We start from the raw sequence: 20,253 nt of genomic DNA on the forward strand, positions 1-20,253 counted from the left end.
CGTGGCGGTTACGCGACGCGGGTCAGATTGATCTCCTCCAACGCCTGAATCAGCGCGTCAATGTCTTCATAGCGTTGCATGTGCACGCCTGCCCAGGTCGGGCGGTCCACGTAGACCTTGCCAGCGGCATTGATCCGGACCGGGGTGCGGTGCAGTTCAAGCGTCCTTGAACGATGAATGATGACGTGCTGGTTACCAGGCTCCATCTCGGTCACGAACATTCCAGCCTTCGAGAGACGTTGCTCAAGTGGCAGCGGCATCGGTGGCCTGAGCGCGACAGGGGCCTGCACGATTTCCATCTCGATCCGGAAATCCCCTTTGAGGAATTCGGTTTTGCTACTCAAGGGAAGTCGCACATGCTCGCCTGTATCCAGAGCGATGCCCCGAGAGGTCCCCGGCAGTACGTCATTCAGTCGGATGCCAATTGCGCCTTCAAGCTCTGCCAGCCCTGGAATATTGTTGGCATAGGTATTGGAATGACTGTTTCCGACCAATGCGACCCATTTGTGCTGGCCGATCACCTCCTGATGTCGGCGAATCGTGCGTGACGCGAAGAAATTCATCATCTGCTGACGAGTCGTAGAGCGAGTGTGGGGGATACCTTTGAGGTGATAGCTGGTCGCGCAGTCGATCGCGCGAATTTCAATGCCATGTCGCTGCGCCTGTATCACCAGCTTTTCGAACGTGAATATTTTGGCCGGATCCGTTTGGTGGCCCCTGTCGAGCTGCTTGAGGTCGTGCAGCAGACGTTTGCTCATCAGACCTGTCTCGAAGAAACGATCCAGATCGGCCTGATGCAGATCAACCAGCAAATGTTCCATATAGAGGGTTTTCACGTTCTGCTCTGCGAGCAGTGGCAGGTTTTCCATGATGAATTTCTTGCTGCCGATGGAGTTGTGGAACTCGCCTATGACCATCCCGTCTGTTTGCCGATACAGTCGCTCGATGAACTCGGACACCTCGGTTTGAGGTCCGATATCGGGCATGACCGGGCGTGGGGGACGCTCGGCAGAAATGACTTGCCGTGCATCCCTATGCAGCTTCCTGCGCAACGCGAAGAACTCGTCGCGCACGGAGTTAACCTCCGGGTCGCTGAAGAAATAGCCTTCGTCCAGCCCCCGGCGCCTGAAGTTGGCAAGGTCGTGCAAGACCTCGCGAGAGCCAGATGGCATCTCATACGCTGCATCTGCCAGCGATTGTTGAATCGCGGTCGGCGGGGTGTCGGCGATCCATTCTTCGGGTGTCACGCGCTGCCAGCCAGACGTTTCGTCCCAGCGAAAACCATTCTCACCCGCATGCGAGGCATCGGCAGTGACTGCCCGGTGGCGGTTCATTTCCCTGAACAGTGCGTTGTCCAGTTCGGTGGGCATCGCAGCGGCCGCAGGCCTGGCCATGCCCGGGTTGGCCAGCTCGATTGTGAAATCGCATGGGGCGGCATTGTTGGTCGTGCCCGCGCGGCCAGCTCCAGGGCTGATATGTGTTGCCTGGCCCGCTGGCACATCATCGATATGTACGCTGATCGCTGCCTGTAGTTCAGCGATACCGGCAACCTCGTCATGGGTGGTCGCGAGTTTTTCGTCGAGCAGGGCGACCCAGCGGCGCGACGGATCCGCTGCGAGGTCGGCACTGATGATCTTGTGTCCGGCGAAGTTACTCATCTTCTGTGCTGCAGTGTTGTCGGCGGCGGCGACGGCCACCGGGTGAACGTTGACCGGGTAGCTGGTTGACGTGCTCAGGGGGCGAATTTCGATTCCGTGCCGATGGGCTTCCTTGATGACGTGGTAGTAATCGTATCTGTCGCTCTGGTTGTTCAGCGCACCCTCGTTGAGCGATTTCAAATGTTCCTTTATTTCCCGTGATCCTGCGCGAACGTTGCGGCCTTTCGCGCGATATTTCGCCAGTTTCTGAACGTGCTTGTCAGTGAACAGGTGCGACAGGTAAATCACCTCCACGCGCTGTTCGGCCAGCGCCGACATGTGGGTGATGAGCATGCGTTTACTGGCAACCGACTTGAGCCCCTCACTCAGCACCAGCCCGTTGCTGTGGTTGAAGGCATTTTCCAGAAAGCTGTCCACCGTAGTCGCTGCATCTATTGCAGGAAGAGATGGACGCGGCGGTATCGGCGGCTCGGCAAAAAAGGTTGCAGCGTCGCGGTAGAGCTTTGTTCTGAGCGTCGTGTAGGTTTGACGCATCGGCGTATACAGGACTTCGAAGACTGCCTCCATGCCCATGCCTATAGGGTCCACGTTCTGGTTGGACAGAATGGCCTCCATGTGAGGCTGGACGTTCTCCGGCAACTCGTATTCGTGCAGGCCTGCATGCGCTGCTTCTCCTCCGGCTGCTTCATCTTCCAGAGGAAGGAATCGGCTCGGGCGATCTTGACCACCACCACGCAGCCTGGACCGCTCAATGAGTTGCCATTGGCCATGCTCGTCAAGCCTGACAGGCTGGCGCCCGAAGAAAGCGAACGGGTTTTGCGGATCCACGATGTGCCAGCAGTGAAGGCTTGGGTCGTAGTTCACTTGATAGACCAGCCGGTTCATTTCGATGTAGTACTTGCCTGGGCCGAGACTGACGCCGTTGGCGTGACCTGCGGTCATGCGTGGCAGGCCCAGCAGAGAAATATCCACGGCACGATCAGCGGCCGGTGGCGTGCTGGTTGGCGGCGACGTCTCTCCCAGCGGTTGCCAGGTTCCGTTCCGGTCCCGGGCGGCATAGTGCCCGGTGGCGCGCACATCGTTGTCGATGACTTCTGTGCCTCGGTACACCCGCGCCTGGCCATTTAAGTTGGGCTTGCCTATCAGGAACGGCTCATCGTGAAGCTTGATCGGGTACAGCTCGTTCTGGCTCGGCAGGTCCGAAGGTTTTCTGAGCGCAGCGGGCAGGGCGCCTTTTTTAGTGTCTCTGGCAAGCTTGCGAGTCATGCCGGCGAATCCTTTCAGGCCGACCGCGAAATCACCCGCTGCACCGGCGCTGTTCAGTACCGAGGCAAGAATGTACGCGCTGGCATCCTCTGGAGAGTCACCGGTGAGTGCCTGAAGTGCCTTGAAGTTGAAATGCAGCGACAGCGCCACGCCGACGGCAAAGCTCGCGGGCGGGAAGGGCAGGGTCAATGCCACTGCGATGATTTCGACGCTGTTCCAGATCAGGTTGCTCAGCATGTCGTGGCGACCGGTTGTGGTTTCATCCACGTCACGCAACTTGCGCTCGATCGGGCGGTTGAAGCAGGTTTGCGCGAAATCAGCGATCGAGTCCCTCGGAATGAACGGTGCCTTGTGGGCATTACCGTCCTTCATGTCCCTCAAGAAGAACGACAGGACTCGGCGAGCCTTGATCCTGCAGCGATCCTTGTAATAGTCGATCATGCCTGGGCGTCTGAGGGACTCGGTGAACGAGCTGAACAGGCGGAATTCGACCCCGTCGGGAGCTTGAGGGGTGTAGAGCAATGGAGAAAGCCGGTTCTCGGCGGCCAGCAGGACAAAGCACCCCTGAACGGTTTCAACATGAATCAAGTTGGTGTCTGGAATCACTAACTGATCGAGCAATTCCACGCGACTGGCAATGAAGGGTTTGTCGATGTGGATCTGCAAGGGGTAGATCGGGAATCGCCTGCGTAGATCGGTATCCTCCTGGTGGACATTGCTGACAGCCTTCTCCAGCCACTGGTATTGCAGCCCGTCGATATGCCCCTTCAACAGGCTGCGTAGAGCGGCTGCCTGCATCTGCAGGCGTTTGATCGCCGTACTGGTCTGGCGACGATATTGGTAGCCGGTGGAGTCGGGATTGAGCAGGGTGCTCCTGATCAAGCTGATGTAGCCATCGGCGAGCCACTTGCCGCGTACGGAGCCTGCGACTGACTCCGGCGTCAGGCTGCTCAGGTCAACGCCTTCCGGTCCTCTGAATGTCGCCACGGTGTCGGCGGTCGGTGTGATGAAACCAAGGCTGTCGTCATAACCGTTGCGGATCATCTGGGTGTAAGTGAGGGTTTCGCGCTCGGAGGTGATGATGATTTGATCGGGATTTACAGTTCCCGTCGGCACCTTCAGCAACTGACAGATCTTCTCGCTGGCGCGCCGGTGTACATAGCTCTCGAACTCCTCGACCCTGGTGTGCGTCTGATTCTCGTAGTGTTTGATGCCCTCTATTGCAGCGTCTTCAAGCGCCACGAGCGTCTGGCGTTGTAATTCGCTCCCCTGCAGATACCAGTCTGGGGTATGAGTCTCGTGGTTGGAGACGATGACCTTTATCAATTCGGCAACGAACGTGCGCAGGCTCGTGTCGAAACTGTCCATTGAAACGAACTGGAGAAAACCGGGCTCGGGGTGCGGCTTTTTATTCAGTGCCCCGAGGGTCTGGTCGAGCCGGGAACGATTGGGGGCCCTGAGCTGTTGCACGAGGTAGTCGGTCATTTCGGGAATGGCCGTCCATCCCACCAGCTCATGCAGCAACTGAGTTTCGTTGTGGAAAGCCTGGAATTGTCGGTCGCGAGGTGCGTGCGACGTGAACATGATCAGCCGTTGCAATTGCCCCTGTGGGCTCTCCTTTCTGAACACCAGAATGCGACCCAGGACGTCGTTGCCGTGAATGTTCAAGTGTTGGACGCTCAAGACGCCATCACTGCGGGCGGGGGCGTTTCCAGCAATGGTTTCGATAACGTCGAAATCCTCAGGGGATATATGCCCCTGCATCTTTGCCGCACACGCCTGCTCGGATATCTGTAAGCGCAGCAGGTCGCGCATCAGAGTCTGGTTGGCGTCCTTTGCGTAGGCCTCTTTCTGGTAATCGCCAAATGTCGTTCGCAGCTGCAAATCATCGATCATCGCGGCGAGATATTGCTGGGTGAGGAGAGGGTAGGCGCCAGCTGCCGGTATAGAGTCAACGTCAATGGTGGTGTCATTCAGAAATGCCGACCCCGCCTGTTGGTCTCCCGGGTGCAAACCATAAAGTGCCAGTTGCGTCAGGGAGCGCGTGAGGATGTAGGTTTCACCGGTCTCAGGCAATCTGCGTCGGGTGCTGATCGTGATGCTTTCGGGGTCGATATCGTAGCCCAAGTCGTTGGCAACCCTGATTTTCACGCTGACCTGCGCATACTGATCGGCAGAGGTTGCGCCGTTCAATGCACTCGACAGCGCGTCCCGGGCCTGGTCATATCGCTTGAGGCGGTTGGTGTAGGTTTCCAGATCACCAGGCGATGCGATTTTTATCCAGTGCGGTAAATTCGTGGCGATCTTGCGCTCAATGAGGGCTTGCTCGCGTCGCTCCAGCATGGCCGACGGCGTGAGCAGACCCGCCATGCCGATTGCCCCTTCGATTTGCTGTACCTGCTGCTCCGTATCGCTCTTCGAACCATCGCCGCAGAGGTAACAAACATCCTCACGCTGCTTGTCGGCCTGTCTCCTCAGCGCGTGGCGATAGGGGTTTCCACTGACTTCCTCAAGATGGACGTGGTTTGCAGCGAAGGCATCGATGAACAGTTCCGGATCGTCAGCGACCGCGAAAAGTGCATCCTGATGGCGTTGGTCGGCATTGATGAGCAGTGCCCGGCGCAGCGTTTTGTCGTTGAGCCATTGCGCCACCGTTGCGGCCATGGCATGCGGGGTAGGGAATTCACTCAGACCGCTGCCGGGCAGTGCCAATAAGGTGCGACCGGTTTCGTCGGTCATGACCAGCGCACCCTTGATCTCGACCCATGCCTGATCGTGAAGCATCACGTGCAGCGAGGAGGTGCTGACTCGGTGACCTGGGGTCTGGGCCTCAGCCGAGCGGCGGGTCGCCAGGCATCCTGCGGCGTCAGGCTGCAGGTCGTTCTCATGGGATTTGAGCAGCGCTTCGGCGTGCAGGGATTCTTGCAAACGGGTCGCGAACAGCTTGAAGCGAGGTTCGCCTGAAGCGGCGGGATCGAGCCAAAATGCGTCGATTCGATGCAGCAGGCCCGATAGCGCCTGCTCGATCCGCGGCGCACTCTGCGCGCTTAGTGCGTCAATCAGATCCTGAGGCGCGACAGGGAGTTGCATCAGCTCATTGGAAAGCGTGGTGTTCGAGTCGATCAGACGTTGTAGGGCGGCTTTAGCATCAGCCTGTGTGGTGCCTGGTATTGCGGATACAGGTGTGAGTGTGTGCATGAAGTCGTGATTCCTGATTGGCCCTGTTTAACAAGGGCGGCTATGGCACGGGAGGGCCCGTGCGTTCCAAGGGTCAATCAATCACGACGCAGCCAGGACAAGGGGGTAGATATGTATTGCCGAAGCTTGGGCGAAAAAGGTGACAATGGTTCTTGGTAGCAGGCTTCGCTCACCTTACGGGCCAAGGTGTCGGGCAGAGCCGTTTTATTCGGCCAGCGCCATATCGCCCGTCATTACGCTATAATCCCGCCCTTTAGCTGCCGGCCGCACTTGCGCCAGGCACACCTTATTTATCAGGCGCACGACGCCTGCCTGCAGACTTAAGAGGCTAGACCCTAGTGGCATTGACGATCCTTGGCCTGTCCGGCGCCCTTAGCCATGATCCTTCCGCGGCCCTGTACATCGACGGCAAGCTGGTTGCAGCCGCCGAAGAAGAGCGCTTCGTTCGCGACAAGCATGCAAAGAACCGCATGCCGTACGAGTCCGCGAAGTTCTGCCTTGAGCAGGCCGGTATCAAACCGTCCGACGTTGATGTGGTGGCCATTCCGTTTGCCCCGATCAGCCTGTTCGGCGAAGCGCGCTGGCATTACGCCAAGCGCTACTGGTACGCACCGGACCGCGCCCTCGACGCCATCCTGATGGGCAACCGTCGCTACAAACGCTATCGCAACAAGATCGTCTGGTGTCTGGAACAACTGGGTTTCGATCCGAAGAAGATCAAGATCGAACCGGTCGAGCACCACCTGGCACACGCTTCCAGCGCCTACCACTGCTCCGGTTTCAAAGAGAAAACCGCGATCCTCGGGATCGACGGCAAGGGTGAGTACGCCACCACGTTCTTCGGTTATGGCGAAAACGGCAAGATCCACAAGATCAAGGAGTTCTTCGATCCGGATTCCCTTGGCGGCCTGTACGGCGCGATCACCGAGTTCCTCGGCTTCGAAATGCTCGATGGCGAGTTCAAGGTCATGGGCATGGCGCCGTACGGCGACGCCAGCAAGTACGACTTCTCGCGTCTGGCCAGCTTTGAAAACGGCGAGCTGGTGATCAATACCGAGTACGCCAACGTCATCGGTCTGCGTCGCTATAAAGAGAAAGGCAAGGGCTTCTACTTCTCGCCGAAGCTGATCGAGTGGCTGGGTCCCAAGCGCGAAGGCGACATCGCCGACGAGCCGTACATCCACTACGCCGCCAGCATGCAGGCGCTGTTCGAGAAGCTGGCGCTGCAGATGATGGATCACTATCTGGGTGACATCCTCAAGGAAACCGGCAAGATCGCCTTCGCAGGCGGCTGCGCGCTGAACGTCAAACTGAACCAGAAAATAATCGCCCGTCCGGAAGTCAAAGAGCTGTTCGTGCAGCCGGCCTCCGGTGACGCCGGTACTGCAGTCGGCGCGGCCGCCTACGTTTCCCACGCCCGTGGCGTGCCGGTCGAGAAGATGGAGCACGTCTACCTCGGCCCGTCGTACAGCAACGAAGACGTGATCGCGGCCTGTGCCCGTCACCCGAGCCAGCCAACCTGGCGCAAGCTCGAAAACATGCCGGAGCAGATCGCGAAGATCATGGTCGACGGCAACCCGGTGGCCTGGTTCCAGGGACGCATGGAATTCGGCCCGCGCGCCCTGGGTGGTCGTTCGATCATCGGCTGCCCGAGCGTGGCTGGCGTAGCCGACCGCATCAACCACCAGATCAAGTTCCGCGAGCGCTGGAGGCCTTTCTGCCCGTCGATGCTCGACACCGTCGCGCCGCAGATGATCAAGATTGATCACCCGGCACCCTTCATGACCTTCACCTTCGAAGTCGCCGAAGAGTGGAAGACCCGCGTGCCGGAAGTCGTCCATGAAGACGGCACTTCCCGTGCCCAAGTGCTCAAGCGCGAATACAACCCGCGCTACTACGACATGATGAAGGCGCTGGAAAACCTGACTGGCAACGGCGTTTCGCTGAACACATCCCTTAACCGTCGTGGCGAACCGATGATCTGTTCGCCGACCGATGCGTTGAACATGTTCTTCGGTTCGGATCTGCAGTACCTGATCATGGAAGACATTCTGGTGGTCAAAGACGGCGCGGATACCTATGACACGCTCGGCTGAGCGGCATGTGTTGCAGTTCTGCCACGGCTATGACGGGCCGTTTCTCGACTGCGCTCGTCAGTACGCCAGCCTCTTCGCAGGCAAGGGATATCGGGTTACCACGGTATTCCTGACCGGCGCGGCCGACCCGGACGTGGCCAACGGCTGCGCTTTGGACGAAGTGCTGTTCATGGAGTACAGCTCGAAGGCCATTCGTGGCCTGAAGCTGGGCGCCATCCGCGATCTGCGCAAGATCGCCGCATCCCGCAATTTCGTGTTCTGCATCGCCCACCGTTTCAAGCCGATCTACATCGCATTGCTGGCAACCCGCTTGCCGGTCATTGGTGTACATCACGCCTTCGGCGACTATGAGCGCCGCAGCCGCAAACTGTTCGCCCACCTGTTCCGCATGCGCCTGAGTTTGCTCGGCGTGTCGGACGCGGTGCGCGACGACATGCGCAAATGCCTGCCGAAGTGGCCGACCGGGCGCATTCAGACGCTCTACAACCGCATCGACGTCGAGTCGCTCGCCGCCACGCAGGTGCCGCGCGAACAGGCACGCGAAGCATTGGGTCTGGCGCAGGACAGCTGGATCGTCGGCAACGTCGGGCGTCTGCACCCAGACAAGGATCAGGCCACCCTGTTGCGTGGGTTCGCCGAGGCATTGCCCAAACTTCCGGCCAACAGTCAATTGGTGATCCTGGGCAAAGGCCGGCTGGAGCAGCATCTCAAAGAGCTGGCGATGGAGCTGGGCATTGGCCAACAGGTCTTGCTGTTGGGGCAGGTCCCGCAGGCCAGCCGTTATTACAAGGCCTTCGATGCTTTTGCCTTGAGCTCCGATCACGAACCCTTCGGCATGGTGTTGCTGGAGGCCATGGTCGCCGGCGTGCCGTTGATTGCAACCTCAGCGGGTGGCGCGAAGGAAGTGGTCGAAGGTGTGGGTATTCTCTTCCCGCTGGGCGACGCTGAACACCTGGCTCAAGGGCTGGTTCATCTGTCGCGGCTTGATGACGAACAGCGTCAGTCCTGCGCCGACATGATGCTGGTGCGCCTGCGTGAGCGCTTCTCCGACGAGGCGGTGCGCAACGTGTTCTGGCGTCTGCCGCAAGTCACTGACCTGACTGCGGAGTCCTGATGCTCAATCGTTTGCAAGCCTGGCGTGAACGTGGCTGGACGCAGATCGATGCGTCTGCCTATCAGCAAGCCTGGCAGCGTTTTGGCGGCAGCGTCGCGACGCATCCTCTGGTCATCGACCGTCTCGCGGGCCTTGCTGGAATCCCTGTGCGGTATCTGGGATGGCAACACAATGCCGAGCTGAAAGCCGCGATCCCGACGTGGGGGCGCTCGCTCGCTTTGTCGAAGGACGTGCTCAAACGTCACGGCAAGAAAGGCCTTTTCGACCTGGGCAACGCCGAGTTGATCCTGCCGGCTGCTGCTGACGCTCAAGTTCCATTGCGTCATGGCGGGCGGTACCTCTCGGAACTCAATCAGGGCCGAATCGCCACCCTCAAACCGCAGGCCGAGTCGCTGGCCATGGCGCGTCCACCGGAAGACCTGTCGAAGAAATTCCGCTACAACCAGCGGCGTGAACTACGTCTGCTCGAAGAAGCCGGGGGCGTCGTTCGCCCGATCACCGACTTCAGCAGTGCCGAAATTGCTCGCATGTATTGCGATCTGTTCCAGCGTCGCTGGGGCTTTGCTGCCACTGGCGCCGAGCGCATGGCCGATGTCGTCGAGCTGCTGCGCGAGCTGTTGATTGGTTCGGTGATCTTTCTCAACGAAGCGCCGATTGCCATTCAGTTGGTGTATCGCGTCGAGGCGCCGGAGTGGATCAGCATCGAATACATCAACGGCGGTGTTGACCCCGAAACCAGGGACTTCAGCCCCGGCAGCGTGTTGAGCTTCCTCAATACACAAAGCGCCTGGGAAGAAGCGCGGGTGTTGGGCAAGCCGTTGCGTTTCTCTTTCGGTCGCGCCGATCGTGAATACAAGGATCGTTGGTGCAACCCCGTTCCGGTGTTTCAGGTTTGAGCCGCAAACAGGAATTACTCAAACGCCACCGCCGCAACAAGCGCGTGGCGTTGCTCGTGGCGTTGATCATTCTCGTGCTGCTGGGTGTGCTGGTTGCCTGGTGGCTGCCATGGGTGCTGGCTGTGTTGGGCTGGGTCGCTCACGAAGCCTGGTTTTCGGATCATCTGTTTTATTCGCCAGGCGACGATTACCAATACCAACTCCCTGCGCAGAACGAAGTGCACGGCGTGACACTGCGAGGCGATCTGCTGCACCTCGATCAGCCCTTGGCTCTAGATGGCTCAGAGACGCTGGTGCTGGCGATCACGATCAAGAGCTCGTGGCTGGGCCGTTTTTTCGATCCTTCCATCGAACTGGATGGCGAGGGTCTCAGCGACAGCCAGGCGTTCGAACGTGGGGTCAAAGGCCTGCGATACCTTAATCTCACCGGACTGGGAACGGCGTTGAGTTCCGGTACTTTGCGCATTCGCGGTCGTGCCTGCACGGTCCATGGGCAGCCGCGTCTGTGGGCGTTCCGCCACGCCGATGCCCGCCGCCAGCGAGTGATGGTGATTGCTCCGCACGCCGACGACGCCGAGCTCGCGGCCTTCGGTCTGTACAGCCAGGCCGACGAAAGCTGGATCGTCACCCTGACCGCAGGCGAGATCGAAGCCGAACACTATCAGCGGATGGGCATGAATCGCGCCGACGCTGCGCGTACCAAAGGTCGACTGCGCGCCTGGGACAGCATTACGGTGCCGCGTTGGGCCGGTGTTCCAGAGACCCATTGTATTCAGTTGGGCTATTTCTGCCTGCAGCTGCCCGCGATGCAGGCCGCGCCCGCCCAGCCGATTGCCTCCCGGGAGGCCGACCTGAGCGATACACGGCTGTTCCGTCAATTCAACACGATGGGCCTGCCGGGGGACGTCGACGGTGCGCCGACCTGGAACAACCTGATCGCCGATTTGCGAGCATTGTTGTTGCACGCCCGACCACAGGTGCTGGTAATGCCCCACGGCACTATTGATCCACACCCGGATCATATTTGCTCGCAGGCTGCGGTTTTCGAAGCATTGCAGGGGTTGGAATGGCAACCGGAAGTCGTGCTCGGCTACGCCAATCATTTGCATGACAATGATCGCTGGCCAATGGGAAATGCCTACAGTGGCGTGGCCTTGCCGCCGGTATTCGACGCTTCGCAGGCCTTGGTGCCCTACAGCGTCGAACTCAATACAGAACAACAGCGAGACAAGGCCATGGCCTTGGGTATGATGCATGACCTGCAGCCGCCAGCTCCGCTGAAGCGTCGAGTGCGGCGATGGCTGCAGAAGGTGCTGGCGGGTCGTCGCTGGCCCGCCGAAGGTGAAAACGAATTTTTCAGAAAGGCCGTGCGTCGTCACGAACTGTTCTGGCGCAGGGAGCTCTGATCGCCCCCAACCCCGTGGTTGGGAGGCCGGGCTGTGATCTGGTTTTATTAAGGAAGCCCATGAAGGTTCTATTTCTGGTCCAGAAAGAGCAGCGCGCGATTCTGGATCGTCTATACGAAGGCGTTGCTGAACAGTGCGACTGCGATCTGCGCTGGTTGAGCTCTGACGAGCAACGCAACCTGCGTCGGTACTTCCGTCAGCACGTCGACGTCACGCAATACGACCGTATTGTGTTCTTCCTTCGCTTCAAGCAAGAAATTCGTCAGGCCAGTTTCATCCGCACCGTTCCCAATCTGGTCATCCTCGAGCACGACGCCTACCAGAACTACATCCCTTGCAAATACACCGGCAAGTTCAGTGCGCATTACCGCAAGCTGCCGTGGGTACGTGTGCTCAGCTCGGGGTATGTGGTCAGCGAACGCCTGCGACAAGAGGGCTTCGATGCAGTGTTCGTGCCCAAGGGTTATGACCAGACGTTGCTGAGCGATCAGGGTCGCGAGCGGGATATCGAACTGGCTTTCGTCGGCAGCACCAACAGTGTCGCCTACAGTGGTCGCAAGGCTCTGCTCGACGAACTGGGTCAGGTCGAAAAACTGGTAGTGACCCGCACCAAGTCAGGGGAAGAGTATTGCGACACCCTGAACCGCATTCGTTTCTTCGTCAGTGCCGATGTCGGTATGGGCGAATACATGATCAAGAATTTTGAGGCGATGGCATGCGGATGCGTGCTGTTTGCCTATGATCAAGGGGATGCGGAAAACCGCGCGCTTGGCCTGCAGGACATGCACAACGTGGTGTTCTACAGCGACATCCCCCAGTTGCAGGGCAAACTTGCGATACTGCGCCGCGATCCCGACCTTGCAGCGCTTATTGCGATCAATGGGCGCGATCTGGCAGTGTCGCAGTTCGGCTTTGGCGCGATAGGGGCGAGGATCGTGCGCGAGCTTGAACCCGCTCTGCGCAAGCAGGCGTCCAAGAGCTGGATCGAGAAAGTGCGGGCGGCGCTAGGGGTTTGATTTTTTGAACGAATCACGCACCGAATATAATGATATTTATTTGAAGTCGGACGACCTCCGCATGCCATTTTTCTTACTTTCGGCTTGTCATGAGATCCATTGTCAGTCTCCGGTAATGTGGGATCTGAAGGCGCGTCCTGACACCAAGGATCGAGTGCAGATATGAAATGGCCATTGGTCTCGGTTCTGGTGCCCTGCTTCAATCATGAGCTTTACATCGAGGAGTGCCTGCTGAGCATTCTTCAGCAGGACTACGACAATTTTGAACTGATCGTTGTCAACGATGGCTCGACCGACGCCAGTGCTTCGAAAATCGAGGCGCTGCGGCAGGTTTATGATTTTCAGTTCTACCAGCAGGAAAACAAAGGCGTCAGTGCCGCGCTCAATAATGCCTTGAGCCATGCTCGCGGCGAGTTCGTGATTACTCATGACTCCGACGATGTGATGCTGGCTGGCCGTATCCAGCGCCAGGTCAGCTATATGCTGGATCACCCTGAAGTCGGGCTGTTGGGGGCGAAGGTCATTTACATAGACTCCAACGGCAAGCCGCTCAAACACAAGATTTCGAGCGACACCCGGGTGCAGCGCTGGAGCTTCGATGAACTGCTTGCCGATGCCTATGCCGTTGGTGCTCCTGTCGCGTTATACAGACGCGAGGCGATCGACAAAGTCGGCGGCTACGATCCGTCGATCAAGGTGCAGGATTTCCAGATGACCCTCAGAATCGCTGAGGTGGGTTACAAGGTGGATATTCTGCCTGACCGGGTCACGCTGTACCGTCGTCATGAAACCAACATTTCAAAGACGGCCTACAAGAGCCAGTTGACCTATGACCTGAAAGTCATCGAGGTCTACCGGGATAATCCCGCATACGAAGCGGGCCGTCTGGCAATCATCAACAAGGCTCTGAAGGAGTCTGTTGTGATGGACAAGAAGTTTGCGCGCGGTCTGTTTGCCAGCGTTCCTGTTCATCGCTGGAACCGCCTGACATGGAAGCGATTCAGGCACTTTGTCTTCAAATACAGCAAGCCCAAGGGTGCACAGTGAGTCAGCCTTTACAGGATCAGCAATTGTTCAGCAGGATTTATTCACAGGGTAGTGAGCAGTTGCGCTCCGTTGTCGACCATCTCGGCGTTGCCGGCGTGGTGCTGGCGTTCGGTTTGTTCTGGAGCGTGGCCGGGGTCATGCTCACCCCGACGATGAAGTTTTACAGCTGGCTGCTCACAGCCTTCGTTTATCTGCCCTGCCTCTATCTTGTGGTTCGCTACTTCAGCGAGTTCCGCCATACGGTATTGAACCGGCGAGAACTGTGGCTGTTCCTGGTGCTGTTCGGCTGGTCGCTGATATCGCTGTCTTGGAGCCATGACGCAGAGCGTTACCTGACGATCATCAAGCGCGAGCTGTTCTTCCTGCTGTTGCTGCTTGGCTGGATTGTCTGGGGCCGAACCTTCAATCGCCCGCTGCAGAGTATGTTCATTCTCTGGGGCGGTCTGGCAGGTCTCTATTCGCTGGCAGCACTGATCGCCTATCCCATGCGCGGCATCGACCGGATGTACGGATTCGGCGGTTTCATGGATAACCCGAACCCCGCTGGATACACCATTGCCGCACTGGTGGTGCTTAGCTGCACCTGGTGGCCGCAGAAGTTGAGCGGTCGTGTGGTCTGGGCGTTGCTCCAGGCTTGCTCTGTGGCGTTTGTCATCATGACCGGCAGCCGTGGTTCGATCGTTTCTCTGATGGCGGTGGCGGCAGTGGTGGTGCTGCTGGGGGGAGGGCGTTTCTACCGCACGTTGGGAGTAGTGGCAATTGTGGCCGCGGTGGCCCTCGCCATTTTCGAGCCTTCGATCCTGCAGCGCGGCGATTCCGAGCGCACGATGTTGATGAAAGGCGCGATCGATCTCATTCATCAACGTCCATGGCTGGGGATCGGTCTGAGCAGCGACTACGAGGTTTCGGCGGGCGGCGTGATCTTCGGGCATTGCCATAACCTGGTGCTCGACACTGCGGTGCAGTATGGCGTGGTCTTTACCGCCCTTTGGATATGGCTGTGGCTGTGGCTGGGCTATCGTGCCTGGCGCCATCGCGCGGAAAGCCTGGGGATGGCCATCCTGATGATCTGGGTATTTGCCACCGTCGCCCAGCAATTCGACGTGTTCACTGTTTTTGGCCGGGCGCGGGCGATGTGGATGGTGGTGTGGATGCCGTTCGTGCTTTCACTGTGCCTTGGAAAGTCCGAGAAAAAACCGAATGTCAGCCAGGCGTAGCGTCTGCTAGGCCAGCGCCAGGTGCTCCGAGAGTATCTGGCGTTTCCATTTGTGCTGGCTGTGCTCGATATAACTGTCGAAAAACAGATCGCCGCCTTTCTGTAGCAACCACGCATGGTCATTCTTGTAGCGGCGCATGTGCTGGAAATTGCGCAGGCAGAGGCTTTTGCGCAGCGGGCGACGAAGGGTCTTCATATCCGCGATGTCGATCAGGCCCAGCTCGTTTTCAGGCGTCATCACCACGTTGCCAAGGTGCAGCGAGCGAAAGTAGATGCCCTGGTTGTGCAACTCGGCCACGAAACGTCCGAACTGCCTGATCAGTGCAGGGTCATCGAAGTGCGCTGGCTCGGCGATCAACTGGCGAAGGGTCTGACCGGGCAGGGGCTGGTAATGCACGACGTCACGGGCGATATCACCTACGCGATACGTCTCCAGCACCTCAGGGCAGGGGATACCGCGCTTTTGCAGGGTCAGCGCATTGCTGGCGAAGCGCTTGGCATAAGGGAAGAACGCGGCCGACGAGATCAATCGCTTGCGCCGAAACAACTTCATGAAGTTACCATCGGCCAGGCGTAGGACCTTGTCTCCAAAGAAGTCGGCTTCTATGACTTCGGCATCTCTGCGTAAGGCTTGGTAGTCAGCGTAGGCGAGTGCGCGCATGCGGGCTCCTTCGAAAATGGCGGCCATGATACCTCAGCGGGTCACCTGAGGCCCAATGCTGCAGCCGTGTGTTAGTATTTCGGCTCTTTTTATCGTATCGATGACCATGAGCACGCCAGAGAAACGCGAAACCTCCAGCCTGAAGATCTATCTCCGACTGCTGAATTACGTGAAACCTTACGTGGGCATTTTCCTGCTCAGCATCGTCGGATTCGTGATCTTCGCCTCAACCCAGCCAATGCTGGCGGGCATCCTCAAATATTTCGTCGACGGGCTGACCAATCCCGAAGCGGCGTTGTTTCCCAACGTTCCTTATCTCCGGGATCTGCAACTGTTGCAGGCCGTGCCGTTGCTGATCGTGCTGATCGCTGCATGGCAGGGGCTGGGGTCTTACCTGGGCAACTACTTTCTGGCCAAGGTCTCCCTGGGCCTGGTGCATGACCTGCGTGTCGAGCTGTTCAACAAGCTGCTGGTCCTGCCCAATCGTTATTTCGATACCCACAACTCCGGGCATCTGATTTCGCGCATCACCTTCAACGTGACCATGGTCACCGGCGCGGCGACCGATGCGATCAAGGTGGTCATACGCGAAGGCTTGACCATCGTTTTTCTGTTCCTCTATCTGGTCTGGATGAACTGGAAGCTGACCATCGTCATGCTTGCCATTCTGCCGTTGATCGCCGTCATGGTCGGTAGCTCCAGCAAGAAGTTTCGCAAGCAGAGCAAGAAAATTCAGGTGGCGATGGGTGATGTGACTCATGTCGCGTCGGAAACCATCCAGGGTTACCGCGTCGTTCGCAGCTTCGGCGGCGAGAAGTACGAAGAAGATCGCTTCGCCAAGGCCAGCACCAGCAACACCGACAAACAGCTGCGCATGACCAAGACCGGCGCCATTTACACGCCGATGCTGCAACTGGTGATCTATACCGCCATGGCCGTGCTGATGTTCCTTGTGCTGTGGCTGCGCGGCGATGCAACGGCAGGCGATCTGGTGGCCTATATCACCGCCGCAGGTTTGCTGCCCAAGCCGATTCGTCAGCTGTCAGAAGTCAGCTCGACGATCCAGAAGGGCGTCGCCGGTGCCGAGAGCATCTTCGAACAGCTGGATGTGGAGCCTGAAGTCGACACCGGCACCATCGAGCTGGATCGAGTCCAGGGCAATCTGGAAGTCCGCAACCTGAGCTTTACCTATCCGGAAACCGAGCGCCAGGTCCTTCACGACATCAGTTTCTCGGCAGCGCCGGGGCAGATGATCGCGCTGGTGGGACGGTCCGGCAGCGGCAAGTCGACGCTGGCCAACCTGATTCCGCGTTTCTATCACCACACGGCCGGGCAGATCCTGCTCGACGGCGTCGAGATCGAAGACTATCGCCTGCGCAACCTGCGCAGGCATGTGGCCCAGGTGAACCAGAACGTGACGCTGTTCAACGACAGCGTCGCCAACAACATCGCTTACGGCGATCTGGCGGGCGCGCCGCGTGCCGATATCGAGGTGGCGGCAGCCGATGCCTACGCCAAGGAGTTCATCGAGCAGTTGCCAGAAGGCTTCGACACTCAGGTCGGCGAAAACGGCGTGCTGTTGTCCGGCGGTCAACGCCAGCGTCTGGCGATTGCCCGGGCGTTGCTCAAGAACGCTCCGTTGCTGATTCTCGACGAGGCAACGTCGGCGCTGGACACCGAATCCGAGCGGCACATTCAGGCGGCGCTGGATCAGGTCATGAAAGGCCGCACGACGCTGGTGATCGCGCACCGTCTGTCGACCATCGAGCGTGCTGACCTGATCCTGGTCATGGACCAGGGGCGTATCGTCGAGCGCGGTACCCATTCCGAGCTTCTCGCGCAGAATGGCTACTACGCGCGTCTGCATGCGATGGGGCTGGACGAGCCGGCGCCGGTCGGTGCTCTTTAACGCTCAGGTCCCAGCGCCTGACGCTGCCGTGGTGGGAGCCGGCTTGCCGGCGAATGGAGTGTGTCGGTCGACAGTGTTGTCGCTGGCACACCGCTTTGGCCAGCAAGACGGCTACCACAGGGTTTGATACTTCTGCCGTTACATCGACTTTTCCCCAAGGTCTCAAGCCTTCGCAAACCCTGTGCTAAGATTCCGCCCCTGTTCATTCTTAGTTACGGGTTGTTCGATGAAGTTGTCCATGCCGCGTTTCGATCAGGCACCAGTTCTGGTGGTGGGCGATGTCATGCTCGACCGCTATTGGCATGGCGGTACCTCCAGGATTTCGCCTGAGGCCCCGGTGCCGGTAGTCAAAGTCGATCAGATCGAAGATCGTCCTGGCGGTGCGGCCAACGTGGCCCTGAACATCGCCGCGCTGGGCGCCAAGGCATCGCTGGTCGGCGTTACCGGCGAAGACGAAGCTGCCGAAAGCCTGGGTAACAGCCTCAAGGCCGCAGGCGTCACTGCGCGCTTCCAGCGCATTGCGCATCAACCCACCATCGTCAAATTGCGTGTCATGAGCCGCCATCAACAGCTGCTGCGCATCGACTTTGAAGAACCGTTCGCCACCGACGCCATTGCCTTGAGCGAAGAGGTCGATTCGCTGCTGGACGGCGTGAAGGTGCTGGTGCTGTCCGACTATGGCAAGGGCGCGTTGAAGAACCATCAGATTCTGATCAAGGCCGCTCGTGATCGTGGTATTCCCGTGCTGGCGGACCCCAAAGGCAAGGACTTCGCTATCTATCGCGGCGCCAGCATCATCACGCCGAATCTCAGCGAATTCGAAGCCATCGTCGGCCATTGTGTCGACGAGGCCGAACTGGTCGCCAAAGGCGCGCAACTGATGGCTGAGCTTGAACTGGGCGCGTTGCTGGTGACCCGTGGCGAGCACGGCATGACCTTGTTGCGCCCTGATCAACACGCCCTGCACCTGCCGGCGCGCGCACGAGAAGTGTTCGATGTGACTGGCGCGGGTGACACCGTGATCTCCACGCTGGCGGCTGCCATCGCTGCGGGCGAAGAGCTGCCACACGCGGTGGCGCTGGCTAACCTGGCGGCGGGCATCGTGGTCGGCAAACTGGGTACTGCTGCGATCAGCGCTCCCGAGCTGCGTCGTGCGATTCAACGCGCAGAAGGCTCCGAGCGCGGCGTACTGACGCTCGACCAGCTTCTGTTGGCTATCGACGACGCGCGCGCGCACAAAGAGAAAATCGTATTCACCAACGGATGCTTCGACATTCTGCATGCCGGCCACGTGACCTACCTTGAGCAGGCGCGGGCGCAGGGGGATCGTCTGATCGTCGCGGTCAACGACGACGCCTCCGTCAGCCGCCTCAAGGGCCCAGGCCGCCCAATCAACAGCGTCGATCGGCGCATGGCGGTTCTGGCGGGTTTGGGCGCAGTGGATTGGGTGATCAGCTTCCCGGAAGGCACGCCGGAAAACCTGCTGACTCACGTCAAGCCGGACGTGCTGGTCAAAGGTGGCGATTACAGCGTCGATCAGGTAGTGGGTGCCCCCATCGTCCAGGCCTATGGCGGAGAAGTGCGGGTGCTGGGCCTGGTGGAAAACAGCTCGACCACCGCAATTGTCGAGAAGATCCGCGGGCAGTGACTGTTTTGTCACCCACCTGATTTGCTGTGACCGCGCGGTAGCAGCACGGCCTGCCGGCGGTGGCGTCCTTCAGATCGCTGCCGCGGGCAAGCCTTGCTGCTACCGCGGCACCGCTTCCGGGGAATCAGGTCTTGTGCAGCGTCTTGCGCGCCATGCGCAGCAATTGCTTGGCACCCACTTTCAATCGGCGCTTGATCCCGGTCTTCTTCGGCTTTGGCGGCGTCATGCCTTGTTGTAGCAGCCAGTCCTTCCAGCGTATTCGCTCATCGCGCACCACCCAGCCATCCTGAGCCGCAAAGCTTTCTGCCAGATATAACCCGCGCGTCCCGGCAGGCGACAGCTTGTCGTTCTTGAGAGTGAACAGCTGCGGCAGCGGTGAGCCGTTCTCCAGTGGCATCAGATAAAGGTCGGGTTTGCTGCGGTTGAGACGGGCGACCAGCTCATCGTTCTCCAGACTTTCATCGACATGAAACAGGCTCAACGGCCGTGCTTCTTTCGGCACCTCCAGGCGCATGTCGTAGATCAGTTGCAGCGACGCGGTCGGGAGATGAACATAAGCGCGCGGCCGTTCGATCAAGGTCATGCTGCCGCAACGCACCGGGCGTGCAGCGCCTGAAAGGGGGCTCAGGCGAAAGGGCATGGCCTCGCGATAGTGCAAGGCTGCGGCATAGGGTGCAGGAAGCCAGGTATCGTTGAAGCGCCCACCCAACCAGCCTTGCGGCGTTTCGATCAGGCATTCCTCCGCCACTTCCTGAATCGCGGTATGCAGCGGCAGGTTCAGTTCATGGGCCGGGACGTAACCGGAAATCAACTTGAGCACTACGTCACCGCGGTCCTGACGACGTTGGCGCACCAGCACCCAATAATCGCGATTCTGCCAGTTGAGGGTCAGTCGCACCGACACGCCAAGGTTGGCCAGCTCAGTGGAAAAGCGCTCGCTGTTCTCCACCTCGATCTTGCGACGACGCAGCAGCGTCTGGGAGAAATTCAGCGGCATCCCGACGCTCTGGTAACTCAGGCTCTCGGGAGTGGCTTCGACGAACAGCGGCAGGGTTTTGAAGTTGCTGGGGTTCTTCCGGATCAGAGTTCGCGGCATATCGGCTCCTTCTTGCGTTGGGGTCG

General features: G+C 59.1%; 12 protein-coding genes. 9 read left to right on the forward strand and 3 right to left on the reverse strand.

All coding sequences use genetic code 11. The features are described from left to right. Positions 1–8 precede the first annotated feature (8 nt). The gene (locus BWR59_RS01175) at positions 9–6,122 is read right to left on the reverse strand and encodes a membrane-targeted effector domain-containing toxin (RefSeq protein WP_081563820.1); all 6,114 of its coding nucleotides are present in this window, start codon (positions 6,120–6,122) and stop codon (positions 9–11) included. Positions 6,123–6,460: 338 nt separating this feature from the next. Between BWR59_RS01175 and BWR59_RS01180 the strand changes: the two genes are divergently transcribed. The 7 genes from BWR59_RS01180 to BWR59_RS01210 all read left to right on the forward strand — a co-directional run bounded on the left by BWR59_RS01180 (position 6,461) and on the right by BWR59_RS01210 (position 14,914). Next, complete coding sequence (locus BWR59_RS01180; protein WP_081563821.1) at positions 6,461–8,218, forward strand: carbamoyltransferase; 1,758 nt, start codon at positions 6,461–6,463, stop codon at positions 8,216–8,218. Continuing rightward, entirely contained in the window at positions 8,202–9,332 is a 1,131-nt protein-coding gene (locus BWR59_RS01185; RefSeq protein ID WP_081563822.1) for a glycosyltransferase, read from the forward strand. Before BWR59_RS01180 ends, BWR59_RS01185 begins: the two co-directional genes overlap by 17 nt. Further along, positions 9,332–10,228 carry an antimicrobial resistance protein Mig-14 gene (locus BWR59_RS01190; protein ID WP_081563823.1) on the forward strand — a complete coding sequence of 299 codons (897 nt, stop codon included), beginning with the start codon at positions 9,332–9,334 and terminating at the stop codon, positions 10,226–10,228. The genes BWR59_RS01185 and BWR59_RS01190 overlap by 1 nt, the downstream gene beginning before the upstream one ends. Beyond that, positions 10,225–11,634, forward strand: a complete 1,410-nt coding sequence (locus tag BWR59_RS01195) for a PIG-L family deacetylase (RefSeq protein WP_081563824.1) — start codon at positions 10,225–10,227, stop codon at positions 11,632–11,634. Before BWR59_RS01190 ends, BWR59_RS01195 begins: the two co-directional genes overlap by 4 nt. A 59-nt stretch (positions 11,635–11,693) precedes the next feature. Then, complete coding sequence (locus BWR59_RS01200) at positions 11,694–12,650, forward strand: glycosyltransferase (protein ID WP_081563825.1); 957 nt, start codon at positions 11,694–11,696, stop codon at positions 12,648–12,650. Positions 12,651–12,812: 162 nt separating this feature from the next. After that, positions 12,813–13,697, forward strand: a complete 885-nt coding sequence (locus tag BWR59_RS01205; RefSeq protein ID WP_081563826.1) for a glycosyltransferase family A protein — start codon at positions 12,813–12,815, stop codon at positions 13,695–13,697. Further along, positions 13,694–14,914: an O-antigen ligase family protein gene (locus BWR59_RS01210; protein ID WP_168184430.1), complete on the forward strand. Its 1,221-nt coding sequence runs from the start codon at positions 13,694–13,696 to the stop codon at positions 14,912–14,914. The genes BWR59_RS01205 and BWR59_RS01210 overlap by 4 nt, the downstream gene beginning before the upstream one ends. Before the next feature lie 6 nt (positions 14,915–14,920). On the opposite strand, the gene BWR59_RS01215 is transcribed toward BWR59_RS01210, so the two are convergent. Continuing rightward, positions 14,921–15,574 (reverse strand): toluene tolerance protein, encoded by a 654-nt coding sequence (locus BWR59_RS01215; protein ID WP_081563828.1) that lies wholly within the window; start codon positions 15,572–15,574, stop codon positions 14,921–14,923. A gap of 106 nt (positions 15,575–15,680) precedes the next feature. Between BWR59_RS01215 and msbA the strand changes: the two genes are divergently transcribed. Both msbA and hldE read left to right on the forward strand, forming a co-directional pair. After that, complete coding sequence (msbA, locus tag BWR59_RS01220) at positions 15,681–17,483, forward strand: lipid A export permease/ATP-binding protein MsbA (RefSeq protein ID WP_081563829.1); 1,803 nt, start codon at positions 15,681–15,683, stop codon at positions 17,481–17,483. 226 nt (positions 17,484–17,709) lie between these two features. After that, positions 17,710–19,131, forward strand: a complete 1,422-nt coding sequence (gene hldE / locus BWR59_RS01225; protein ID WP_081563830.1) for a bifunctional D-glycero-beta-D-manno-heptose-7-phosphate kinase/D-glycero-beta-D-manno-heptose 1-phosphate adenylyltransferase HldE — start codon at positions 17,710–17,712, stop codon at positions 19,129–19,131. A gap of 124 nt (positions 19,132–19,255) precedes the next feature. On the opposite strand, the gene BWR59_RS01230 is transcribed toward hldE, so the two are convergent. After that, a complete protein-coding gene (locus BWR59_RS01230; protein ID WP_081563831.1) occupies positions 19,256–20,227 on the reverse strand; it encodes a metal ABC transporter ATPase in 972 nt (323 codons plus the stop codon). Positions 20,228–20,253: the final 26 nt, after the last annotated feature.

It is taken from the genome of Pseudomonas sp. Bc-h, from assembly GCF_002080045.1.
In the GTDB taxonomy this organism is placed as follows: Bacteria; Pseudomonadota; Gammaproteobacteria; order Pseudomonadales; family Pseudomonadaceae; genus Aquipseudomonas.

Excerpts from the sequence above, each read along its gene's own strand:
- BWR59_RS01230 (WP_081563831.1), bottom strand. The coding sequence starts at position 20,227 with ATGCCGCGAACTCTGATCCGGAAGAACCCCAGCAACTTCAAAACCCTG.
- BWR59_RS01190 (WP_081563823.1), top strand. The coding sequence starts at position 9,332 with ATGCTCAATCGTTTGCAAGCCTGGCGTGAACGTGGCTGGACGCAGATC.
- BWR59_RS01175 (WP_081563820.1), bottom strand. The coding sequence starts at position 6,122 with ATGCACACACTCACACCTGTATCCGCAATACCAGGCACCACACAGGCT.
- BWR59_RS01205 (WP_081563826.1), top strand. The coding sequence starts at position 12,813 with ATGAAATGGCCATTGGTCTCGGTTCTGGTGCCCTGCTTCAATCATGAG.
- BWR59_RS01200 (WP_081563825.1), top strand. The coding sequence starts at position 11,694 with ATGAAGGTTCTATTTCTGGTCCAGAAAGAGCAGCGCGCGATTCTGGAT.
- hldE (WP_081563830.1), top strand. The coding sequence starts at position 17,710 with ATGAAGTTGTCCATGCCGCGTTTCGATCAGGCACCAGTTCTGGTGGTG.
- BWR59_RS01215 (WP_081563828.1), bottom strand. The coding sequence starts at position 15,574 with ATGCGCGCACTCGCCTACGCTGACTACCAAGCCTTACGCAGAGATGCC.
- msbA (WP_081563829.1), top strand. The coding sequence starts at position 15,681 with ATGAGCACGCCAGAGAAACGCGAAACCTCCAGCCTGAAGATCTATCTC.
- BWR59_RS01185 (WP_081563822.1), top strand. The coding sequence starts at position 8,202 with ATGACACGCTCGGCTGAGCGGCATGTGTTGCAGTTCTGCCACGGCTAT.